This is a genomic window from Alcanivorax profundi, assembly GCF_003597125.1.
GTDB lineage: Bacteria > Pseudomonadota > Gammaproteobacteria > Pseudomonadales > Alcanivoracaceae > Alcanivorax > Alcanivorax profundi.
Genome location: NZ_QYYA01000003.1, coordinates 500,749 through 519,686 on the forward strand (window position 1 = coordinate 500,749; position 18,938 = coordinate 519,686).

General features: G+C 59.1%; 14 protein-coding genes. 8 read left to right on the plus strand and 6 right to left on the minus strand.

Annotated features, from left to right (window positions below):
- Positions 1–42 precede the first annotated feature (42 nt).
- The 3 genes from D4A39_RS12170 to D4A39_RS12180 all read right to left on the minus strand — a co-directional run bounded on the left by D4A39_RS12170 (position 43) and on the right by D4A39_RS12180 (position 4,799).
- A complete protein-coding gene (locus tag D4A39_RS12170; RefSeq protein ID WP_233552475.1) occupies positions 43–2,088 on the minus strand; it encodes a TonB-dependent receptor family protein in 2,046 nt (681 codons plus the stop codon).
- Positions 2,089–2,247: 159 nt separating this feature from the next.
- Positions 2,248–3,189: a metal-dependent hydrolase gene (locus D4A39_RS12175; RefSeq protein ID WP_119918210.1), complete on the minus strand. Its 942-nt coding sequence runs from the start codon at positions 3,187–3,189 to the stop codon at positions 2,248–2,250.
- Between the two features lie 185 nt (positions 3,190–3,374).
- On the minus strand, positions 3,375–4,799 hold the full coding sequence (locus D4A39_RS12180) for an aldehyde dehydrogenase family protein (protein ID WP_022986399.1): 1,425 nt from the start codon (positions 4,797–4,799) through the stop codon (positions 3,375–3,377).
- Positions 4,800–5,282: 483 nt separating this feature from the next.
- Between D4A39_RS12180 and D4A39_RS12185 the strand changes: the two genes are divergently transcribed.
- On the plus strand, positions 5,283–6,089 hold the full coding sequence (locus D4A39_RS12185; RefSeq protein ID WP_119918211.1) for an IclR family transcriptional regulator: 807 nt from the start codon (positions 5,283–5,285) through the stop codon (positions 6,087–6,089).
- A 22-nt stretch (positions 6,090–6,111) separates the two neighbouring features.
- Positions 6,112–6,543 (plus strand): PaaI family thioesterase, encoded by a 432-nt coding sequence (locus D4A39_RS12190; protein ID WP_022985558.1) that lies wholly within the window; start codon positions 6,112–6,114, stop codon positions 6,541–6,543.
- A gap of 162 nt (positions 6,544–6,705) precedes the next feature.
- On the opposite strand, the gene D4A39_RS12195 is transcribed toward D4A39_RS12190, so the two are convergent.
- The 3 genes from D4A39_RS12195 to D4A39_RS12205 are packed head-to-tail and all read right to left on the minus strand — an operon-like array spanning position 6,706 to position 12,489.
- A complete protein-coding gene (locus D4A39_RS12195; protein ID WP_119918212.1) occupies positions 6,706–8,127 on the minus strand; it encodes an efflux transporter outer membrane subunit in 1,422 nt (473 codons plus the stop codon).
- Entirely contained in the window at positions 8,128–11,256 is a 3,129-nt protein-coding gene (locus D4A39_RS12200) for an efflux RND transporter permease subunit (RefSeq protein ID WP_119918213.1), read from the minus strand.
- Between the two features lie 30 nt (positions 11,257–11,286).
- Positions 11,287–12,489: an efflux RND transporter periplasmic adaptor subunit gene (locus D4A39_RS12205; RefSeq protein ID WP_119918214.1), complete on the minus strand. Its 1,203-nt coding sequence runs from the start codon at positions 12,487–12,489 to the stop codon at positions 11,287–11,289.
- 165 nt (positions 12,490–12,654) lie between these two features.
- On the opposite strand from D4A39_RS12205, the gene D4A39_RS12210 reads away from it, so the two are divergent.
- The 6 genes from D4A39_RS12210 (at position 12,655) to D4A39_RS12235 (ending at position 18,858) form a co-directional block, all read left to right on the plus strand.
- On the plus strand, positions 12,655–13,308 hold the full coding sequence (locus D4A39_RS12210) for a TetR family transcriptional regulator (protein WP_022985136.1): 654 nt from the start codon (positions 12,655–12,657) through the stop codon (positions 13,306–13,308).
- 337 nt (positions 13,309–13,645) lie between these two features.
- Positions 13,646–15,322 carry a long-chain fatty acid--CoA ligase gene (locus D4A39_RS12215; RefSeq protein ID WP_022985135.1) on the plus strand — a complete coding sequence of 559 codons (1,677 nt, stop codon included), beginning with the start codon at positions 13,646–13,648 and terminating at the stop codon, positions 15,320–15,322.
- Between the two features lie 160 nt (positions 15,323–15,482).
- Positions 15,483–16,346 (plus strand): branched-chain amino acid ABC transporter permease, encoded by an 864-nt coding sequence (locus D4A39_RS12220; protein ID WP_031226343.1) that lies wholly within the window; start codon positions 15,483–15,485, stop codon positions 16,344–16,346.
- Positions 16,346–17,404, plus strand: a complete 1,059-nt coding sequence (locus tag D4A39_RS12225) for a branched-chain amino acid ABC transporter permease (RefSeq protein ID WP_022985133.1) — start codon at positions 16,346–16,348, stop codon at positions 17,402–17,404. Before D4A39_RS12220 ends, D4A39_RS12225 begins: the two co-directional genes overlap by 1 nt.
- The gene (locus D4A39_RS12230) at positions 17,397–18,164 is read left to right on the plus strand and encodes an ABC transporter ATP-binding protein (RefSeq protein ID WP_022985132.1); all 768 of its coding nucleotides are present in this window, start codon (positions 17,397–17,399) and stop codon (positions 18,162–18,164) included. The genes D4A39_RS12225 and D4A39_RS12230 overlap by 8 nt, the downstream gene beginning before the upstream one ends.
- Positions 18,151–18,858, plus strand: coding sequence for an ABC transporter ATP-binding protein (locus tag D4A39_RS12235; RefSeq protein WP_022985131.1), 708 nt, complete (start codon positions 18,151–18,153; stop codon positions 18,856–18,858). Before D4A39_RS12230 ends, D4A39_RS12235 begins: the two co-directional genes overlap by 14 nt.
- The last annotated feature ends 80 nt before the right edge of the window (positions 18,859–18,938 follow it).

Sequence of the window (18,938 nt, forward strand, 5' to 3'; positions counted from 1 at the left end):
TCCTGTCCCGGCCATATGCGCCGGGGTGGGAGCGTTTGAGTTCTACCAGTTCAGGGTGACGCCAGCGTAGTAACCCAGACCCGGACCGGGTTCGAAGTAGCCACGCTCGCTAACCGGTCGGTCGCTGTTGGCGTTGATTCGCAGGTTGCTGTAATACTCGCGGTCGAGCAGGTTGTTAATGCCCGCAAACAGACTCCACGTTTGTTCCCCCAGGCGCCATTGCTTGCCGCCTTTCAGATTGATCAGCAGCTCACTTCCCACTCGGGTGACATTGGTATTTTCGGCATAGCGATGCGAGCTGAATATCCCTTCCAGACTGGCAAACAGGCCGCTTTCGTTTTGCCAGTATGCTTCGGCGTAGAGATGATGCTCTGGTAAGCCGGGTAGCCGTTTCCCGCTCACATCGGCCTGTTGCTGGTTGTCCTGAAACTCCACAAAACGAAAATCGGACCAGGTCCATGACAGCGCCAGCGTGAGCTGATCGGTAGTGGCATGCTCCAGAGAGATCTCAATACCGTCGCGGCGGGTTTTGCCCGCATTCTGGTAGAAGGTGCGCCCATTCAGATCGTAGGGGGTGATTTCATCGTCAACGTCTACCCGAAACAGGGCGGCCTCCAGGTAGAGCCGGTCCAGCAAGCTGCTGCGTACGCCAAGCTCCATGTTAACGGCGGTCTGTGAGGTGAGCGCCGGATTAAAGCCGCCCGCACCGGAGGGATTGGCCAATTCGGTGAAGGTCGGGCTTTCAAACGCGGTGCCGGTGTTGGCGTAAAGGGTGTGGTGGCGTGAAAGCTGCCAGGCAAGGCCAGCACTGTAGCTGGTTTCGTCAAACGCCCGTTCGCCACTGTTATCGCCGTCACCCAACAGGTGATCGTCGATGGTCATGCGTAACCGGTCGGTTCGGGCCCCAACGGTGAGCATCAGGTTGTCGGTCACATGGCTGTCCAGCTGCATGAATACCCCGCTGGCCGTGGCGTACTGATCCTCATCAGCGGTGACCGAGGTAATCGCCCCGTTGGCATTGACCGCATGGCGTCCCCGGGCATCTTGTTGGCGGTCTGCATCCAGTCCGACCAGAAGTCGGTGAGGCCGATCCCTCACAGTGAAGGGCAGGGTGGCATCCAGGCGGGCGCCGTAGAAAAGACGGTGGTAATCGATCAGGCTGCTGCCAGGAAACGGAAGTTGCTGTTGAAAGTCCCGCTGGCTGACAAACAGCCGGGCGTTGATCACCGCATTGCCCAGGGCGTCATCGCGATAGTGCAGGCCAAGACGCTGCTGATCGACCGTCTGGCCGGCGTCCAGCGTGTTCGAAAAGCGGGTGGCCATGTGACGGTCCTGATGAGCCTGTTGGCGGGTGAGCCCACCCGGGTCGTTGGCATAGGGCGTATCCATGGCCGTCAGAAAAACGGTGAGAGCACGATCCTCGTCAGGTTGCCAACCGGCTTGTGCTGTTAACTGATACTTGCGTACCTCGCTCTGCTCTCGGTGGCCCGCATAATCCAGTGCTGTCAGGATGAAGGCCTGGTGGTTTCGCTGATGCTGACTACTGGCCTGAACGTTGGCCTGGCGCAGGGCATCATTGCCGCCGATCACTGTGGCACTGGCGGATTCTGTTACTGGCTGGGCCGCGGTGCGGATATCCACCACGCCACCGGTAGCATTGCCGTACAGCAGACTGCTGGGGCCTCGAAGTATGGTGAGTTGTTCCACCGCGAAGAGATCAATGCTGTCCAGCTGCGACTGACCGTCTGGCAGTGTCTCCGGGAACCCATCCACGTTCACCCGCAGTCCGCGTACCCCGAACGGCGAGCGAGCACCGAAGCCCCGGGATGATAGGCGCAGGCCCTGGGCAAAATTGTAGCGGTTCTGCAGATACAGCCCGGGCACCCGGTTAAGGCTTTCATCCAGTTGCAGGCGAGGTTGGGCTTGCTGCCGCCGATCCGCCTCTATCACTGTGATGGCGGCAGGGGTATCGGCCAGAGGGCGTTCCATGCGGGTGCTGGTGACGGACACCGGTTCCAGTATCGGTGTTTCGTTCCCTTCAGCCTGGGACGCCAGCACCAGCAGCGCGAAAAAAGACGGAGATTTCATGTACAGCATTCCATGGTGGGTAATGTTGTACAGGACACGCGAGTCAAAGAAAACGGTAACGTTCGGCGGGCGTTGCTCTCTCAAACGTTAGCGGCCCTCTCCCGCTTGCGGGAGAGGGCGACAGTGAGAGGGAAAGGGCGGGATGACGGATGTCCGTCGTCAGTGAAGCTTTTTACGCGTCTTCTTGCGCTGGCTGGCCTGCTCATGTTGTTCGGTCAGCATGCCGTCCTTGCCAAAGAGGCGCTCACGCCACTCGTCCAGCAACGCATCGGTATCGTGCTGGGATGGGTGGAAACCCGGCTTGAAGAAATCCAGGTATTGCGGCCAGAGCTTGGTAAACAGGCCTTTGCGCCCAAACAGGAATTTTAGCCCTTTCCAATTGTTGCGCAGGTCCAGCAATTTGCCGTCGGAGGCCAGCATCTGCGCCTGAAAAATCCCGATGACGGCAAAGAAAACAACGGTCACCGGAATCATGGTGCCGGCCCGCAGCAAGTAGTTGCCGCTGACTTTTTCATACACATCGTAGGCAACCGTCTTGTGCTCGTTTTCTTCCAGCGCATGCCACAGCCACAGTTTCAGTGTCTCCGGGTCGGCCAGTTCGCGGTGGGACTCATCGCGCAGCAGCTGCTCGGCGATGATGGCGGTGTAATGTTCCAGGCTCACGGTGGCAGACAGCTGGAAAATCTTGGGGGTGAATTTTTTGACCCCTCCCAGCAATTTGCCCAGGGTCTTGTCCAGCTTTTCGGTGGGATAGCCGAATTTCTGGCCCAGTTCGTTCCAGGCTTCGTGCTCCTTGCTGTGCATGGCTTCCTGACCGATAAAGCCGGCCACCTGCGCTTTAAGCGTCGGATCAGTAATGTCCTTGCGGTAGTGCCGAACGGCCTGCACAAAGAAATCTTCCCCTTCCGGGAAGAGGGTGGACAGGGTGATCCAGAATGCGCTCAGGAACGGGTCGTCCGCATAGAAATAGCGTTTGGCGGTGGTGGCATCAAACTCAAAGTCCAGCCGACGTGGGGGGATGTTCACGGTGGCGCCCAATGGTACCTTTTCTGCGGTCTTGGTCTGGGTCTTGTTGATGCTGTCGGAAGCTGTTGTTGTCATAAATCCTCCTGGTCCCGGTCTGTCTGACCGTTATATGTCACACTGTGACATTGATCAATGTAACGATGATCAGGGGTGGACGCGGAGGGGTAAATGGCACTTCGGCGCCCGGGGGAGGGCGCCAGTGCCAGTACACAAAACAAGGGGTTTTGTGTCCGTTAATGACTGACCGATGGGCTCAGGAGTCAGCCGGGCAGGAACAGTGACTTGATTTCCAGGAACTCATCGAACCCGAAACGTCCCCATTCGCGGCCGATCCCGGATTGCTTGTAGCCACCAAAGGCGGCCTGGAAATCCGGGCCGGCGCCGTTCAGGTGCACATTGCCCGTACGCAGGCGATTGGCAATCTGCCGGGCCTGGTCGTTATCCCCGAACACATAGCCGGACAGGCCGTAATCGGTGTCGTTGGCGATGGCGACGGCTTCTTCAAGGTCCTGGTACGGGATCATGGTCAGTACCGGGCCGAAGATTTCCTCGCGAGCGATGGTCATCTGGTTGTTGGCACGGCTGAACACCGTGGGCTGGACAAAGTAGCCGGTGTCCAGGCCCTCGGGCATGGCGGTGCCTCCGCATACCAGGGTGGCGCCTTCCTCGATGCCTTTCTCGATCAGTGCCTTTACCCGCTGATGCTGGCGGCCATTGGCGATTGGTCCCATGACGGTGGCGTTGTCGGCCGGGTTGCCTACGGCAATGCTGGCACAGACGCGGGCGGCAATCTGTTCTGCTGCGTCGAGCTGGTCGGCGGGAACCAACATGCGTGACGGCGCATTACAGCTTTGGCCGGTGTTGTTCATCATTGCCCGCACCCCGTGGGTCACGGCCTGTTCCAGATCACAACCGGGCAACAGGATGTTGGCGGATTTGCCGCCCAGTTCCAGTGACACTCGTTTGATGGTGTCGGCGGCTTCCTTGCTCACCGAGGCGCCAGCCCGGGTAGAGCCTGTCAGCGAGACCACATCAATGCGCGGGTCGGACGAGAGCTGCGGACCGACTTTGGCGCCATCGCCGTACACCATGTTGAACACGCCGGCAGGCAGGCCAATCTCGTCGATCATTTGCCCCAGCAGGTTGGCGGACAGAGCCGCGAATTCACTGGGCTTGAGTACCACTGTGCAGCCCACGGCGAGGGCCGGAGCCAGCTTGCACATGATCTGGTTCATGGGCCAGTTCCACGGCGTGATCAGTGCACAGACACCTGCGGGCTCGTGACGAATCACCGAGCCGCCCTGGGTTTCCTCAAAGGGGAAGTCGCGGGCGATTTCGATGGCGTTGTTGAGGTGTGCCATACCAGCGGGGGCCTGGGCCTTGCTGGCCAGTCCGATGGGGGCGCCCATCTCTCGGCTGATGGCGTCGGCAATTTCGGGCAGGCGTTGTTGGTACAGCGCCAGCAGCTTTTCCAGGTACTCGAGTCGGGTGGCCAGCGGCGTTTCACTCCAGCCAGTAAAGGCGGCAGTGGCCGCGGCGATGGCGCTGTCGATGTCTGCCGCTTCGCCAAGCGGAATCTGTGCTTCAGGTTGTTCCGTGGCGGGGTTGATCACGGCGTGAGTCTGGCAGACGGAAGAAGGGGTGACCCAGCGACCATTGATATAGAACTGTTGCAGCGTATCCATGGAAACGTCCTTTGATCGGTTAGCGTGTCCAGTGTAGGTGACTGAATGGCTCATGCCCACAATAATGAAATGATATTTTGAAATATTGACCGGCGCTGGCCTGACATGACATGGTTAGAGCCTGAGCCATTGTGGGTCAAAGGCAACAGGGCCGCCATGGCAAGGCTTATGCATGAAAAACGTGTTTTGTTATATTGGCGCCCCTTGGGAGCCTCTGGATAACTCCTTGCGTGCTCAGTCTTTCAGGCTGGCTCACAATCTAGGCGCGGTTTTGAAGGTGTATGTCCATCCACCGAGAAAGCGCAACAACGAGTGTGGGCCAGCCTGGAAGACCCGAAGGGCGCTCCAGGTCACGCTGAGCATGCAAGGAGTTATTCAGAGGCTCCCTAAGCCTAATACACAACTATAAAAGGTATCGATGGCCCGCACGGAAGACGGGACCGACGAACCGGCACACTCCCGAAGCCTGAAGGAATGACAAGAATGCGTAGAGCGGTCGCAGAAGTGGGAAGTAACGACAAGGATCGAAATTTTGTCACAGCGTTGGCCCGGGGGCTCGATATCCTGCGCTGTTTCGGACCTTCCGATGAATATCTTGGCAATGCGGAGCTGGCCAAACGGACCAGTATTCCGCGGCCGACGGTGTCGCGAATGACAGCGACCCTGACTCAGCTGGGCTACCTGCGTTATGTCCCGCAGCTGGAAAAGTACCGGCTGGGGCCGGGGGTGCTCGATCTCGGGTATCGCTATCTGGCCAGCGAAGGGGTGCGCGATCTGGCGCGTCCCTATATGCAGGAGCTGGCCGATGCCACCGATTGCATGGTGGCGATTGGTGCCCCGGACGGCGCGCAGGTGACTTACATCCAGGTGTGCCAGGGTAATGGTCCTCTGGTGCTGCGTCTGGATATTGGTTCACGGGTCCCGATGGCCACATCGGCACTGGGGCGAGCCTTTCTGGCGGCCACTCCGGCGTCAGAGCGGGAAATGTATTACGAACAGATTCGCAGCCAGGATCCGGCAAACTGGCCGGCCATAGAACGCAGCCTGCAAGAGGCCTACAAGGAATACGAGGAGTTTGGCTTCTGTACTTCCGATGGCGAATGGAACCGGGATGTGAGTGGCGTGGCTGTGCCGCTGATTCTGGATGGGGGTGCCCAGGTGGTGCCTTTCAATTGTGGTGGCTCTTCGCTGCGCTTGAGCCGTCGTACCCTGATCGAAAATCTGGGCCCGCGCCTGAAAGATGTGGTGGGGCAGGTGGCGCAGATGGTTCAGGGGCGTAGCGAGGCCTGATACACCAATAGAAGGATTGCCGATGGATGCTGTTTCTCCGCACAACGGAGTTTTCCTGGACGCTGCCAATGCCCGTTTTTCCACGGGCTTTCCCGCCGAGGTCGGTTTTCACTTTCTCGAATGGCAGGAAGGCCGGGCGGTGTTGGGTCTCAATATTGATGCCCGACATCTCAATCTGGCCAATGTCATTCATGGTGGGGTGCTGGCGACATTGATGGATGTGGCGGGGGCCTGTGCGGGGACATGGAACGCGGACCCTCGCAGCATTCGCAAGGCCGTCACCTTGTCCATGACGACCACCTTTACCGGCCAGGCCAGCGACGGGTTGATTCGTTGCATCGGTACCCGGCGCGCAGGGGGCTCGCGCATCTATAACAGCACCATGGAAGTGTTTGACGAACACGACAATCTGCTCGCCATGGGCGAGGCGACTTTCCGGCTTCGCAGTACCTGATTTGGACAGGGCGGGGGATGACCCCGCGCCCTTCGGGTCTTCCAGGCTGGCCCACACTCGTTGTTGCGCTTTCTCGATGGATGGACATACACCTTCAAAACCGCGCCTAGATTGTGAGCCAGCCTGAAAGACTGAGCATGCAAGGAGTTATTCAGAGGCTCCCTAGCGGCCTGCCACCAGATGGGTGGCTTGTTGTGCTTCCCAGCCACCGCCCAGTGCCCGATACAGATCGGTTTCATTGCTCAGTTGCTGGCGCTGCAGGCTGACCCGTTGCTGGCGGGCGGACAGCAGGGTGCGCTGGGCATCCAGAACCGCCAGATAATCGTCGGCACCTTGTTCATAGCGCTGTTGTGCCAGTGTCAGGGTTTGGCGAGTGGCTTCCACCAGCGCCTGCTGTGCCTGTGCCTGACGGCTCAGACTGTCTCGGGCTTCCAATGCATCCGCCACTTCCTGAAATGCCACCTGCACCGCTTTTTCATAGCTCGCCACCGCCTGGTCACGGCGCACCCAGGCAAGATCCAGGTTGGCCTTGTTGCTGCCACCGGTGAAGATCGGCAGGGAAATGGCGGGGCTGAATGACCAGGCTTTGGAGCCGCTCTCGAACAGCCCGGACAGCTCGCTGCTCATGGAGCCGTAGGCGCCGGTCAGCGTGATGCTCGGGAAGAACGCGGCACGTGCCGCACCAATGTTGGCATCGGCGGCGCGCAGTTGATGTTCTGCCTGACGAATATCCGGCCGCTGGGTCAGTAGGTCCGATGACAGACCCGAGGGCACCGGTGCCACCAGATCGAGCGCGTCGTCGCTGAGCGACACCGGCTGAAGCTCGGGCAGGGGGCCGCCTACCAGCACGGCAAGGGCGTTGTAGTCCTGGCTGACCTGCCGCTCGAAGCTGGCCTGATTGGCGAGGGCGCCCTGCAGGGCGATCTGCGCCTGACGGACATCCAGCTCGGTGCCGAGCCCGCCTTCATAACGGCGCTGGATCAGATCCAGTGAGGATTGCTGGGCGGCCACGGTCTCGCGACTGATCGCCAGATTCTGCTGGTCTGCAATCAGGGTCAGGTAGCTTTGCGCGACCTGGGCGACCAGCGCCAGGTGGCTGCTGCGTTGGGTTTCTTCGCTGGCCAGATAGTTTTCCAGGGCGGCGTCCTTGAGGCTGCGCACCCGGCCGAAGAGATCCAGTTCCCAGGCGGTGACCCCCACTTGCGCACCGTATTGGCTGCTAAGGGTGGACTGACCGGTGCTGGACAGGTCGCCGGGGAGGCGCTGGCGGGTACCGGTGCCCTCTGCCGTGACTGACGGGAACAGGTCGGCACGCTGGATCTGGTATTGGGCGCGCAGGGCGGCCACGTCCAGTGTCGCCAGCCGCAGGTCCCGGTTGTTTTCCAGAGCGGTACGTATCAGCTGTTGCAACTCTTCCGACCGATACAGGTTTTCCCAGCCGGGCAGGGTGAGTTCGCTGGCCGGCTGAGTGTCGCCCAACTGGGCGGCGACCGGGGAGTTCGGGGCGTCATAGCTGGGGGCGAGGGTGCAGCCACCCAGCATCAGCCCGCCCAAAAGGGCGAGCGTCAGCGGGGAACGTTGCATTTAGGTCTCCGACGTTTTGCTCTTGCCATTGAGCGGCACGCCGGACAGCTTGCGTACCGCCACATAGAACAGCGGGATAAAGAAGATCGCCAACACGGTGGCGGTGAGCATGCCACCGAACACGCCGGTACCGATGGCGTTACGGGCGCCCGCGCCAGCACCGGTGCTGATCATCAGCGGGGTGACGCCGAGCATGAAGGCCAGTGAGGTCATCAGGATCGGGCGCAGCCGCATGCGGACGGCTTCCAGTGTTGCCTTGAGCAGGTGTTCGCCTTTCTGTTCCAGTTCCAGGGCAAATTCTGCAATCAGGATCGCGTTTTTCGCCGATAGCCCGATAGTGGTCAGCAGGCCCACCTGGAAGAACACATCGTTGTCCAGCCCGCGGAAGGTGGCGGCCAGAACCGCACCCAGTACCCCCAGCGGAACCACCAGCATCACCGCAAACGGGATCGACCAGCTTTCATAGAGGGCGGCGAGACACAGGAACACCACCAGCAGCGACAGGGCGTAAAGTGCTGGCGCCTGGTCGCCGGACTGGCGTTCCTGATAGGACAGGCCGGTCCATTCAAACCCAAAGCCGGCAGGCAGCTTGGCGGCCAGTTCTTCCATGGCGTCCATGGCGTCACCGGTACTGTAGCCGGGGGCCGCGTTCCCCTGGATGTTCACCGAAGACACCCCGTTGTAGCGTTCCAGCTTGGGCGAGCCGTAGGTCCAGTGCCCGGTGGCAAAGGCCGAGAACGGCACCATTTCCCCCTGGGCATTGCGCACGAACCAGTCGTTGATGTTTTCCGGCAGCATCCGGTAAGGCGCATCAGCCTGTACGTACACCCGTTTTACCCGGCCACGGTCGACGAAGTTGTTGACGTAGCTTGAGCCCCAGGCAATTTGCAGGGTGTTGTTGATGTCACTGATCGACAGGCCCAGGGCTTTGGCTTTCTGTTGGTCGATATCGATCTGGTACTGCGGGCTGTCTTCCAGACCATTGGGCCGTACGGCGGCCAGGCGCGGGTCCTGGCTCGCCATGCCGAGCAGCATGTTGCGCGCGTTGATCAGGGCTTCGTGGCCCTGGCCGGATTGATCCAGCAGCTGGAAGTCGAAGCCACTGGCATTGCCCAGCGCCGGAATTGACGGTGGACTGAGGGCGAACATCATGGCTTCACGAATGGTAGAGAAGTAGCCCATGGCGCGCCCGACAACATCATTGGCGCCGTCCACCGACAGATCCCGCTCGGACCAGTCTTTCAGGTTAACGAACGCCATGCCGGCGTTCTGGCCGCGGCCGGTGAAGCTGAAGCCCGCCACAGTGAACAGACCATCCACCGCATCGGATTCTTCGGTGAGGTAGTAGTTCTCCATTTTCTTGAGCACGTCTACGGTCTGCTCCTGGGTGGAGCCTGCGGGCAAGGTCACCAGCGTGAACAGGATCCCCTGGTCTTCTTCCGGCAGGAAGCTGGACGGCATGCGCATGAAGCTGAAGCCCAATACCCCGACGATGACCACGTAGATAAACAGGTAGCGACCACGACGACCGAGGATCTTCTCCACGCTGCCTTGATAGGAGCGGCTGCTCTTGTCAAAGCTGCGGTTAAACCAGCCGAAGAAGCCCTTGTTGGTCTGGTGCTCCCCGTCCTTGGCCTTGAGCATGGTGGCACACAGGGCCGGGGTCAGGATCATGGCTACCAGTACCGACAGCACCATGGCAGACACGATGGTGATGGAGAACTGGCGATAGATGGCACCGGTGGAACCGGGGAAGAAGGCCATGGGAATAAAGACCGCCGATAGCACCAGGGCAATCCCCACCAGCGCGCCGGTGATCTGGCCCATGGATTTGCGGGTGGCTTCCTTGGGCGGCAAGCCGTCCTCGTGCATCACCCGTTCCACGTTTTCCACCACCACGATGGCATCGTCCACCAGCAAACCAATCGCCAGCACCATACCGAACATGGTCAGGGTATTAATGGAGAAACCGAAGGCGGCCAATACCGCGAAGGTGCCCAGCAATACCACCGGCACGGCCAGAGTGGGAATCAGGGTGGCACGGAAGTTCTGCAGGAACAGGTACATCACCAGGAAAACCAGGATGATGGCTTCGAACAGGGTGTGGACCACTTCCTCGATGGAGATGCTCACGAAGGGAGTGGTGTCGTAGGGGAACACCATCTGCATCTTGTCGGGGAAGAACGGCTCCAGCTCTGCCAGACGGGCGCGCAGCGCTTCGGCGGTATCCAGCGCGTTAGCGCCGGTGGCCAGGTTAATCGCCAGGCCGGCGGCGGGTTGGCCGTTGTAGCGGCCTTGCACGTCAAAGCTTTGAGCGGCCAGTTCCACGCGCGCCACATCTTCAAGGAACACCTGGGAGCCATCCGGGTTCACCTTGAGCAGAATGTTGCGGAACTCTTCGGTGTCTTCCAGGCGAGTCTGGGCGATGATGGTGGCGTTCAGCTGCTGCCCTTCCACGGCAGGTGCCCCCCCCAGCTGACCACTGGCCACCTGGTTGTTCTGCACTTGAATGGTCTGGGTTACATCCTGCGGGGTCAGGTCGTACTTGTTCAGCTTGTTCGGGTCCAGCCAGATACGCATGGCATAGGGTGAACCGAACAGCTGGATCTGGCCGACGCCGGCAACCCGGCTGATCGGGTCCTGAACGTTGGAAGCCACATAGTCGGCCAGGTCGGCACGGGTCAGGCTGCCGTCCTCGGAGGTGAAACCCACTACCATCAGGAATGAGTCGGAGGACTTGGTTACCTGCATCCCTTGTTGCTGCACTTCCTGCGGCAGCAATGGGGTGGCCAGTTGCAGCTTGTTCTGTACCTGAACCTGGGCGATGTCCGGGTCGGTACCGGGGGCGAATGTCAGGCTGATCTGGGCATTCCCGAATGAGTCACTGCTGGAACTCATATACATCAGGTTGTCGATGCCGTTCATTTGCTGCTCGATCACCTGGGTGACCGAGTCTTCCACGGTTTTTGCCGATGCACCGGGGTAGTTACCCGAGATGGAGACCTCGGGTGGTGCGACGGTGGGGTACTGCTCAATGGGCAGGGTGTAAATCGCCAGCGCACCGGCCATCATCATGATGATGGCGATCACCCAGGCGAAAATCGGTCGGTCGATAAAGAATCTGGCCATGAAAATCCCGCTTGTGGTTAGGCTGCGTTATTACTGTGCTGCGTTTTGATCCCCGCCGTTGGCGGGGGCCTGGGGTGCGGCATCTTGCTGGGCATCCGCCTGCTCGGTATTGACCGGGTTCACCGGCATGCCGGGCTGGATCATCTGCAGTCCATCAATCGCCAGACGGTCGCCATCGCTGAGACCGCGGGAAATCAGCCACTGACTTTTCACCGCACGCTCCGTTTCCACTTTCACTTTCTGCACGGTGTTGTTGCTGTCGATGACCATGGCAAAGGCTTGCCCGGTGGGGTCGCGGGTGATGCCCTTTTGCGGTACCAGAATGGCATTTTCGCGCTGGCCTTCCGGCAGGCGGCCACGCACAAACATGCCGGGTAGCAGCTCGCCGTCCGGGTTGGGGAACAGGGCACGCAGGGTGACAGAACCGGTGCTTTCATCCACGGCATACTCGGAAAACTGCAAGGCGCCGGGTTTGTTGTAGGCCGAGCCGTCTTCCAGAATCAGGGTGATACGCGCTTCATCTTCACTCACTTGCTGCAGTTCGCCGGCGGCCATGGCCTGGCGAAGCTGGCGCAAGTCATTACTGGACTGGGTCAGGTCTACATAGATCGGATCGAGTTGACGAATGGTTGCCAACGCCTGAGCCTGGTTGGCGGTGACCAGGGCGCCTGCGGTCACACTGGAGCGACCGATGCGACCACTAATAGGCGCCTTGATGATGGCGTAATCCAGATTGATCTGGGCGCTTTGCAGGTTGGCTCGGGCCGCGGCCACCGCAGCCTTGTTTTCGTCCAGCTGGGCCTGGGCTTCGTCGTATTCCTGTTGGCTTACGGCTTTGTAGTCGAGCAGTTTCTTGAATCGCTTGGCGCGCAGCCCGTTGGATTTCAGCGTGGCCTGAGCCCGCGAAAGCTCGGCGCGAGCAGTGGCCACCGTGGCTTCATAGGTGCGGTCATCAATCTGGTAGAGCGGTTGCCCCGCTTTCACTTCCTGGCCTTCCTCGAACAGCCGCTTTTCAATGACGCCGCTCACCTGTGGGCGTACTTCAGCGATCTGGTGCGCGGTGGTGCGGCCCGGGAGTTCGCGATTAAGGGTGACGGTCTTGGCTTTGACGGTCACAAAGCCCACGTCCGGGGCTTGTTGTTCCTGTTGTTGGGCTGGACCGCTGTCGCCGCAGGCTGTCAGCTGGAACGCCAGAAGTCCTGTCACGATGGAATAAAGGATACCGCTGCGCATAGTTTTCTGTCCTTGCAAACACCCCAGTACCGCTGCACGGAAGGCAGATCGATGGGCTTGAAAAAAGAGTGAATCACGTTCATTATATATACATTCTCGCGTGTATGTATATATCCAACAACGCGGTTTGTTCGATTTTTCTGATTTGTCACTGCGGATCTCACCATGGTCAGACGCACCAAAAGCGAAGCAATGGAAACCCGGGCAGAGATTCTGGATGCTGCCGAGCGGGTGTTTCACCGCAAGGGGGTGTTGTCGGCCACGCTCAATGATATTGCCAAGGAAGCCGGGGTGACTCGAGGGGCAATCTATTGGCATTTTGAAAACAAGCATGACGTGTTCATGGCCATGGTCGAGCGAAACCGCCTGCTTTTCGACACTCTGTCAGAAAAGGCAGAGGATCCCGCAGAGCCAGACCCGCTGGGCCGCCTCGGCGACTTCATGTGTACCTTGCTCCGCCAAGTGGTGGAAGACCAGCACCAGCGCCGTATTTTCGAGATCATGTTTCACAAGTGCGAATTCAGCGGCGAAAACCTGCAGTTGCTGGGCAAGCAGCGAGACAAGTGCCGTGAGTCTTCCGCGCGCATGGGCCGGGTGTTGAGCAATGCGGTGGCCCGGCAGCAACTGCCGGCCACCCTGCATATCGCCCGCGCCGTTAACTGGCTACACAGTCAGCTCACCGGCGTCATCATGTTCTGGCTGCTAGACCCGGAAAGCATGGATCTTGGCAGGGATGCGGAGGGTTTTGTTGAAACCTGTCTGTTCTCCCTGGCGAATGCGCCCTATCTGCATGCTTCCCGCCAGGTCTCTTCAGCCTGAAGGGGCGGGCGTTTGCCTCCAACCGCCTGCTGGAAACATTTCCTAACCTTTTATCCCGAATGAAATCAGGATCCGATAATCGGTATGGGCACCCCACATACTCAGTGGTATGTTGGGTAAATATCCCGTTTCCCAGCCGTTAATTCCTGTCTTTTATTTCGTTTCAAAAAATGAAACTACATTCCAAAATAGTATTGACCTCCCCCTGAAGCCGTGTCAGATTGACTGCCGAGTCAAAACTTTCCGCCGCTGTTTGCCGGCGGCTTGCGCTACAGCATCAACAATAAAAGGCCCCCAAACCTCAGGGTTTGACGGGAGCCGACCGGGAGAGCACAACATGTTTGATCGGCATCATGCGGTCTGGCCGGAGAATATGCCGCGCCACCTCAGCCTGCCGCAGACCAGCCTCTATACCAATCTGGAGGTGTCTGCCCTGCGTTACCCGCAGCGGGACGCAATTAACTATTACGACAGCCCCATCACCTTTGCGCAGCTCAAGCAGCAGGTGGATGCCCTGGCCGGGTATCTGCAGGCACTGGGTGTGGAGAAGGGAGATCGGGTGTTGCTGTTCATGCAGAACGCCCCTCAATTCATTATCGGCTACTACGCGATTCTCCGTGCCAACGCCATTGTGGTGCCGGTGAACCCGATGAATCGGGCGGCGGAGCTGGAGCATTACCTGGAAGACACTGAAGCCGCTGTCGCGATCTGTGGACAGGAACTGTTGCCGGCCATCGCACCGGTGGTAGGTAAGGTCAATCTCAAGCATGTGATCGTGGCGGCCTACAATGACTACATCACTCGTGACACCGATCTGCCATTGCCTCCAGAGGTGCAGGCCCCGGCGGTGACGCTGGATAACGCAGCGCATATCAGCTGGAAAACCGTGATGGATGCCGACAAGCAGCCCAGTGAGTTACTGGTGGGCCCGGACGATCTGGCGGTGTTCCCCTATAGCTCCGGAACCACCGGCGCGCCGAAGGGATGCATGCATACCCATGCTTCTGTGATGGCGACCTGCGTGCAGGGTGCGGTGTGGAGCCACGGCACGACGGAATCGGTCACCCTGGCGACACTGCCGTATTTCCATGTGACCGGTATGCAGGGTTCCATGAACTCTCCGATCTATGGCGGCTCGCTGATTGTGTTGATGACGCGCTGGGATCGTCAGGTCGCGGCAAAACTGATCGAGCGCTACAGAGTGAGTCGCTGGGTGAACATCGTCACCATGGCCATCGATCTGCTGTCCGACCCAGAGGTGGAAAGTTATGACCTGTCGTCACTGGAGAATATCGGTGGCGGCGGGGCGGCCATGCCGGCAGCGGTGGCCGACAAGCTCTTTCACCTGACGGGCCTGCGTTACATGGAAGGCTATGGTCTGTCCGAGACCATAGCCGGCACCCATATCAACCCGACGGATCGTCCCAAGTCCCAGTGTCTGGGCATCCCGGTTTTCGATATCGACTCGCGCATCATCGATGTGGAGAGCGGCAAGGAGCTGGGCCCGGGCGAAGTGGGCGAGATCGTGACTCACGGTCCGCAGGTCTTCCAGGGTTACTGGAAGCGTCCCCAGGAAACCCAAAAGGTGTTTCTGGAACTGGATGGCAAGCGTTTCTTTCGCACCGGCGATCTCGGTTACTACGACGAAGAAGGGTATTTCTTCATCGTCGATCGGGTGAAACGCATGATCAACGCCTCTGGCTTCAAGGTTTGGCCGGCAGAAGTGGAGAGCCTGATGTACCGACATCCGGCGATTCAGGAGAGCTGTGTCATATCCACGCCACACGAGCGCCGTGGAGAATCGGTAAAAGCGTGTGTGGTGTTGCGCGACGACATGAAAGGCACGCTCACCGAGCAGGCCGTCATCGACTGGTGCAAGGAAGAAATGGCGGCCTACAAGGTGCCCCAGGTGGTGGAGTTCCGCGATGAGCTGCCCCGTTCGCCCACCGGCAAGGTGATGTGGCGAGCCCTGCAGGAGCAGGAGTGGGCAGGGCATCAACAACAGGCGTCCTGACAGGACGTAGCGGTTTGTCGGATAGCCGACGGATCTGGACAGTCTCACACTAACAATACCGCGGTCGCGCTACACCGCAGAGGCTGGATAACAACAGAGAAACGGGATGCAGGACCACGCCAATAGCGTGGCCGCATCCCAGTACAGAGGAGGCATCGCCTTGGATCTGTTTCTGCAACAAGTGCTCAATGGCCTGACCCTGGGCAGCATCTACGGGCTGGTCGCCCTGGGGCTGACCCTGGTCTACGGCATTCTGCACGTACCGAACTTTGCTCATGGGGCGCTGTATATGGTCGGCGCCTATGTCTCTTACATCACCATGGTGGATTTTGGTGCCAACTACTGGATCGCCATGATCGCCTCTGCCATTTCCGTGGCGGTGCTGGCGGTACTGTGTGAACGGTTGGTATTCAATCCGCTTCGCGAAGCGCCGCCAATCCACGACAAGATTGCGGCCATTGGCATCATGTTGTTCCTGGAAGCCATGGTGCAGATGAAATTCGGCGCGGAGTTCCGCCGTATGCCGACGCCGTACACCGATATTCTCGATGTGGCGGGCATGACCATCCCGGCCCAGCGGGTACTGATCATCATCGGCGCCTTCGCCCTGATGGCAGTGCTGCACCTGTTCCTCAAGAAAACCATGACCGGCTCTACCATTGTGGCCATGGCCCAGAATCGGGAAGGGGCGTTCCTGGTCGGCATCGATGCCAACCGGGTAGCGATGATGACCTTTGCCATTTCCGGGGTGCTGGCGGCAGTGGGCGCCACGCTGTTTGCGCCGATCAATCTGGTGTACCCGGCCATGGGGCACCTGCTGATCATGAAGGCCTTCGTGATCATTATTCTCGGCGGCATGGGCTCGATTCCGGGGGCCATTGTCGGCGGCCTGATCATCGGTTTTGCCGAAGCGTTTGGCGGCTTCTATATCTCCACTGATTACAAGGACATCATCGCCTTCGCCCTGTTGGTGCTGATTCTGTCGGTGAAGCCCACTGGCCTGTTTACCAAGGGGGTGCGCTAATGAATGCCCTGCAGAAGATTTCCGATTTTTTCATGACGCCGGCAATGAAGATTGTGTTGATTGTGGCGGCGGTACTGTTCCCGTTTGTGGCGGGTAACGAGTACCAGATTTATGTGATGGCACTGGCATTTGTATGGGCTATCGCGGTCTATGGCATGAACATCATTACCGGCCTGTGCGGTCAGTTGAACCTGGCTCATGGCGGTTTCTTTGCCATTGGTGCCTACGTGCTGGCGATTCTCACTGTGGACCATGGCTGGGGATTCTGGTGGGCCTTTGTGGCTGCCGGCGTGGCCGGTGCGGGGTTTGGCTTTCTGGCAGGGATCGTGTCCTTGCGCCTGAAAGAGCATTACTTTGCGATCTTCACATTGTGTGTAGGGTTCATCATTTATCTGCTCATCGATAAATGGGAAGAGCTCACCCATGGTGCACTGGGCATTATCAACATTCCGGCGCCTAACGGGTTCGGGCTGGTGGATTTCACCGAGACCACACCGTTCTACTACCTGGCACTGACCTTCATGGTGCTATCGGTCTGGCTGGCCGCGCGTATTACCAACTCCCTGTTGGGCCGCAGCTTCCGGGCCATTCGTATCAGTGATGATCTGGCCGCGTCGCTGGGTATCAACCTGATGCGCAACAAGGTGCTGGCGTTTGTGTTGTCCACCACCTATGCCAGTGTGGCGGGGGCGCTGTATGCCGGTCTGGTCCGGTTTATCGGCCCGGCGGAAGCTGACGTGGTGCATACCTTCGACATGATCACCTACCTGCTGGTGGGGGGCATTGGCACGCTGATGGGGCCGCTGGTGGGCACCATGGTTATCACCTGGCTGACCCAGTCCCTGCAGTTCCTGGAAGAGTACCGGATGATCGTGTTTGGCCCGCTGCTGGTGGTGCTGGTGATCTTCTTCCCGCGTGGTGTGGTGGGGTCGTTCCTTGGCTGGCGTGCCCGCCGGATGGCGGCGGCACAGGATGCTGGAAAATCACAGGAAAACGCTAAAAAAAAATCCCCGACCAGCCCGGTAGCCACCAACAGGGAGGCAGGTAACCATGCTTAAGATCAATAACCTGACCAAGCGCTTTGGCGGGCTGGCGGCAGTGAACAACGTCAGCATTGAATTCGAAGCCAACAAGATCAACGCCATCATCGGTCCCAACGGGGCAGGCAAGAGTACGTTCTTCAATCTGGTGGCCGGCGCCATGCCTCCCACCGAGGGCACCATCGAATACCAGGGCATGAACATCACCGGCATGGCTTGTGATCGCATTGCCCGGCTTGGCATTGCCCGGACGTTTCAGACCACCATGTTGTTTGAAGAGTCCACGGTACTCGACAACCTGATCGTCGGTCATCGCCTGCGAACCCAGTCGCGCCTTTGGGATGTGATCATCAATTCCCGACGACTTCGTGATGAAGAGGCCAAGTGCCGTGCCCGCGCTCAGGAAGTGCTGGATTTCGTCGGTCTGTCTCACATTGGCCATCGCATCACGGCAGACATCAGCCAGGAAGAAAAGAAGCGGGTGGCGTTTGCGCTGGCGCTGGCGACCGATCCGGAACTGGTGTTGCTCGATGAACCTGCGGGCGGGATCAACCCGGAAGAAACCGAAAACCTGGCGGGCCTGATCCGCAAGATGGTGGACCACGGGGTCACCGTCTGCCTGATCGAACACAAGATGGACATGATCATGAGTCTCGCTGACAAGATCATGGTGCTTGATCACGGTGAAAAAATTGCCGAAGGCACCCCGGAAGAAGTCCGCAACAATCCGGTGGTCATCGAAGCCTATCTGGGGAGTGATGAAGATGCTGCAGCTTAATCAAGTCGAAGCCCGTTACGGCAGCTTCAAGGCCCTGGAAAATGTCTCCATGTCAGTGGAGCAGGGCGAACTGGTGGTTTTGCTGGGTGCCAACGGTGCCGGCAAATCGACCCTGTTCAACACCATCAGTGGCTTGCTGAAACCCACTGCCGGATCCATTGCCCTGAATGGCAAGGATGTGACAGGCCTGAAACCCTCTGCGCTGGTGCAGAGCGGGGTGGTGCAGTGTCCGGAAGGCCGCAAACTGTTCCCGGAAATGTCAGTGCTGAAGAATCTGATGCTCGGCGCCTATGTGCATCGTCGTGACAAGGCGGGCATGAAGAAAACGCTGGACCAGATCCTTGCCCTGTTCCCGATTCTTGATGAGAAGAAGGACGAAGCGGCGGGTTCCCTTAGTGGTGGCCAGCAACAAATGGTGGCTATTGGGCGAGCCATGATGGGGCGCCCCAAATTGCTGTTGCTCGATGAGCCCTCACTGGGCCTGGCACCGTTGGTGGTAAAGCAGATGTTCGAGACCATCAAGGGCATCAACGAGCAGGGCACCACGGTACTGCTGGCGGAGCAGAATGCCTTCGCCGCACTGAAGATTGCCCACCGTGCCTACGTGATCGAAAACGGTCGCCTGGTCATGGAGGGTGATAAGGACGCGATGCTGGGTAACGAAGAAATTCGCAAGGCTTACATCGGAGCCTGACCCACAGCGTGTGCGCTACGACGCTACAACACAACGACACGTTACAGACGCTACAACAGTGAAAACAATAATCGGGAGAG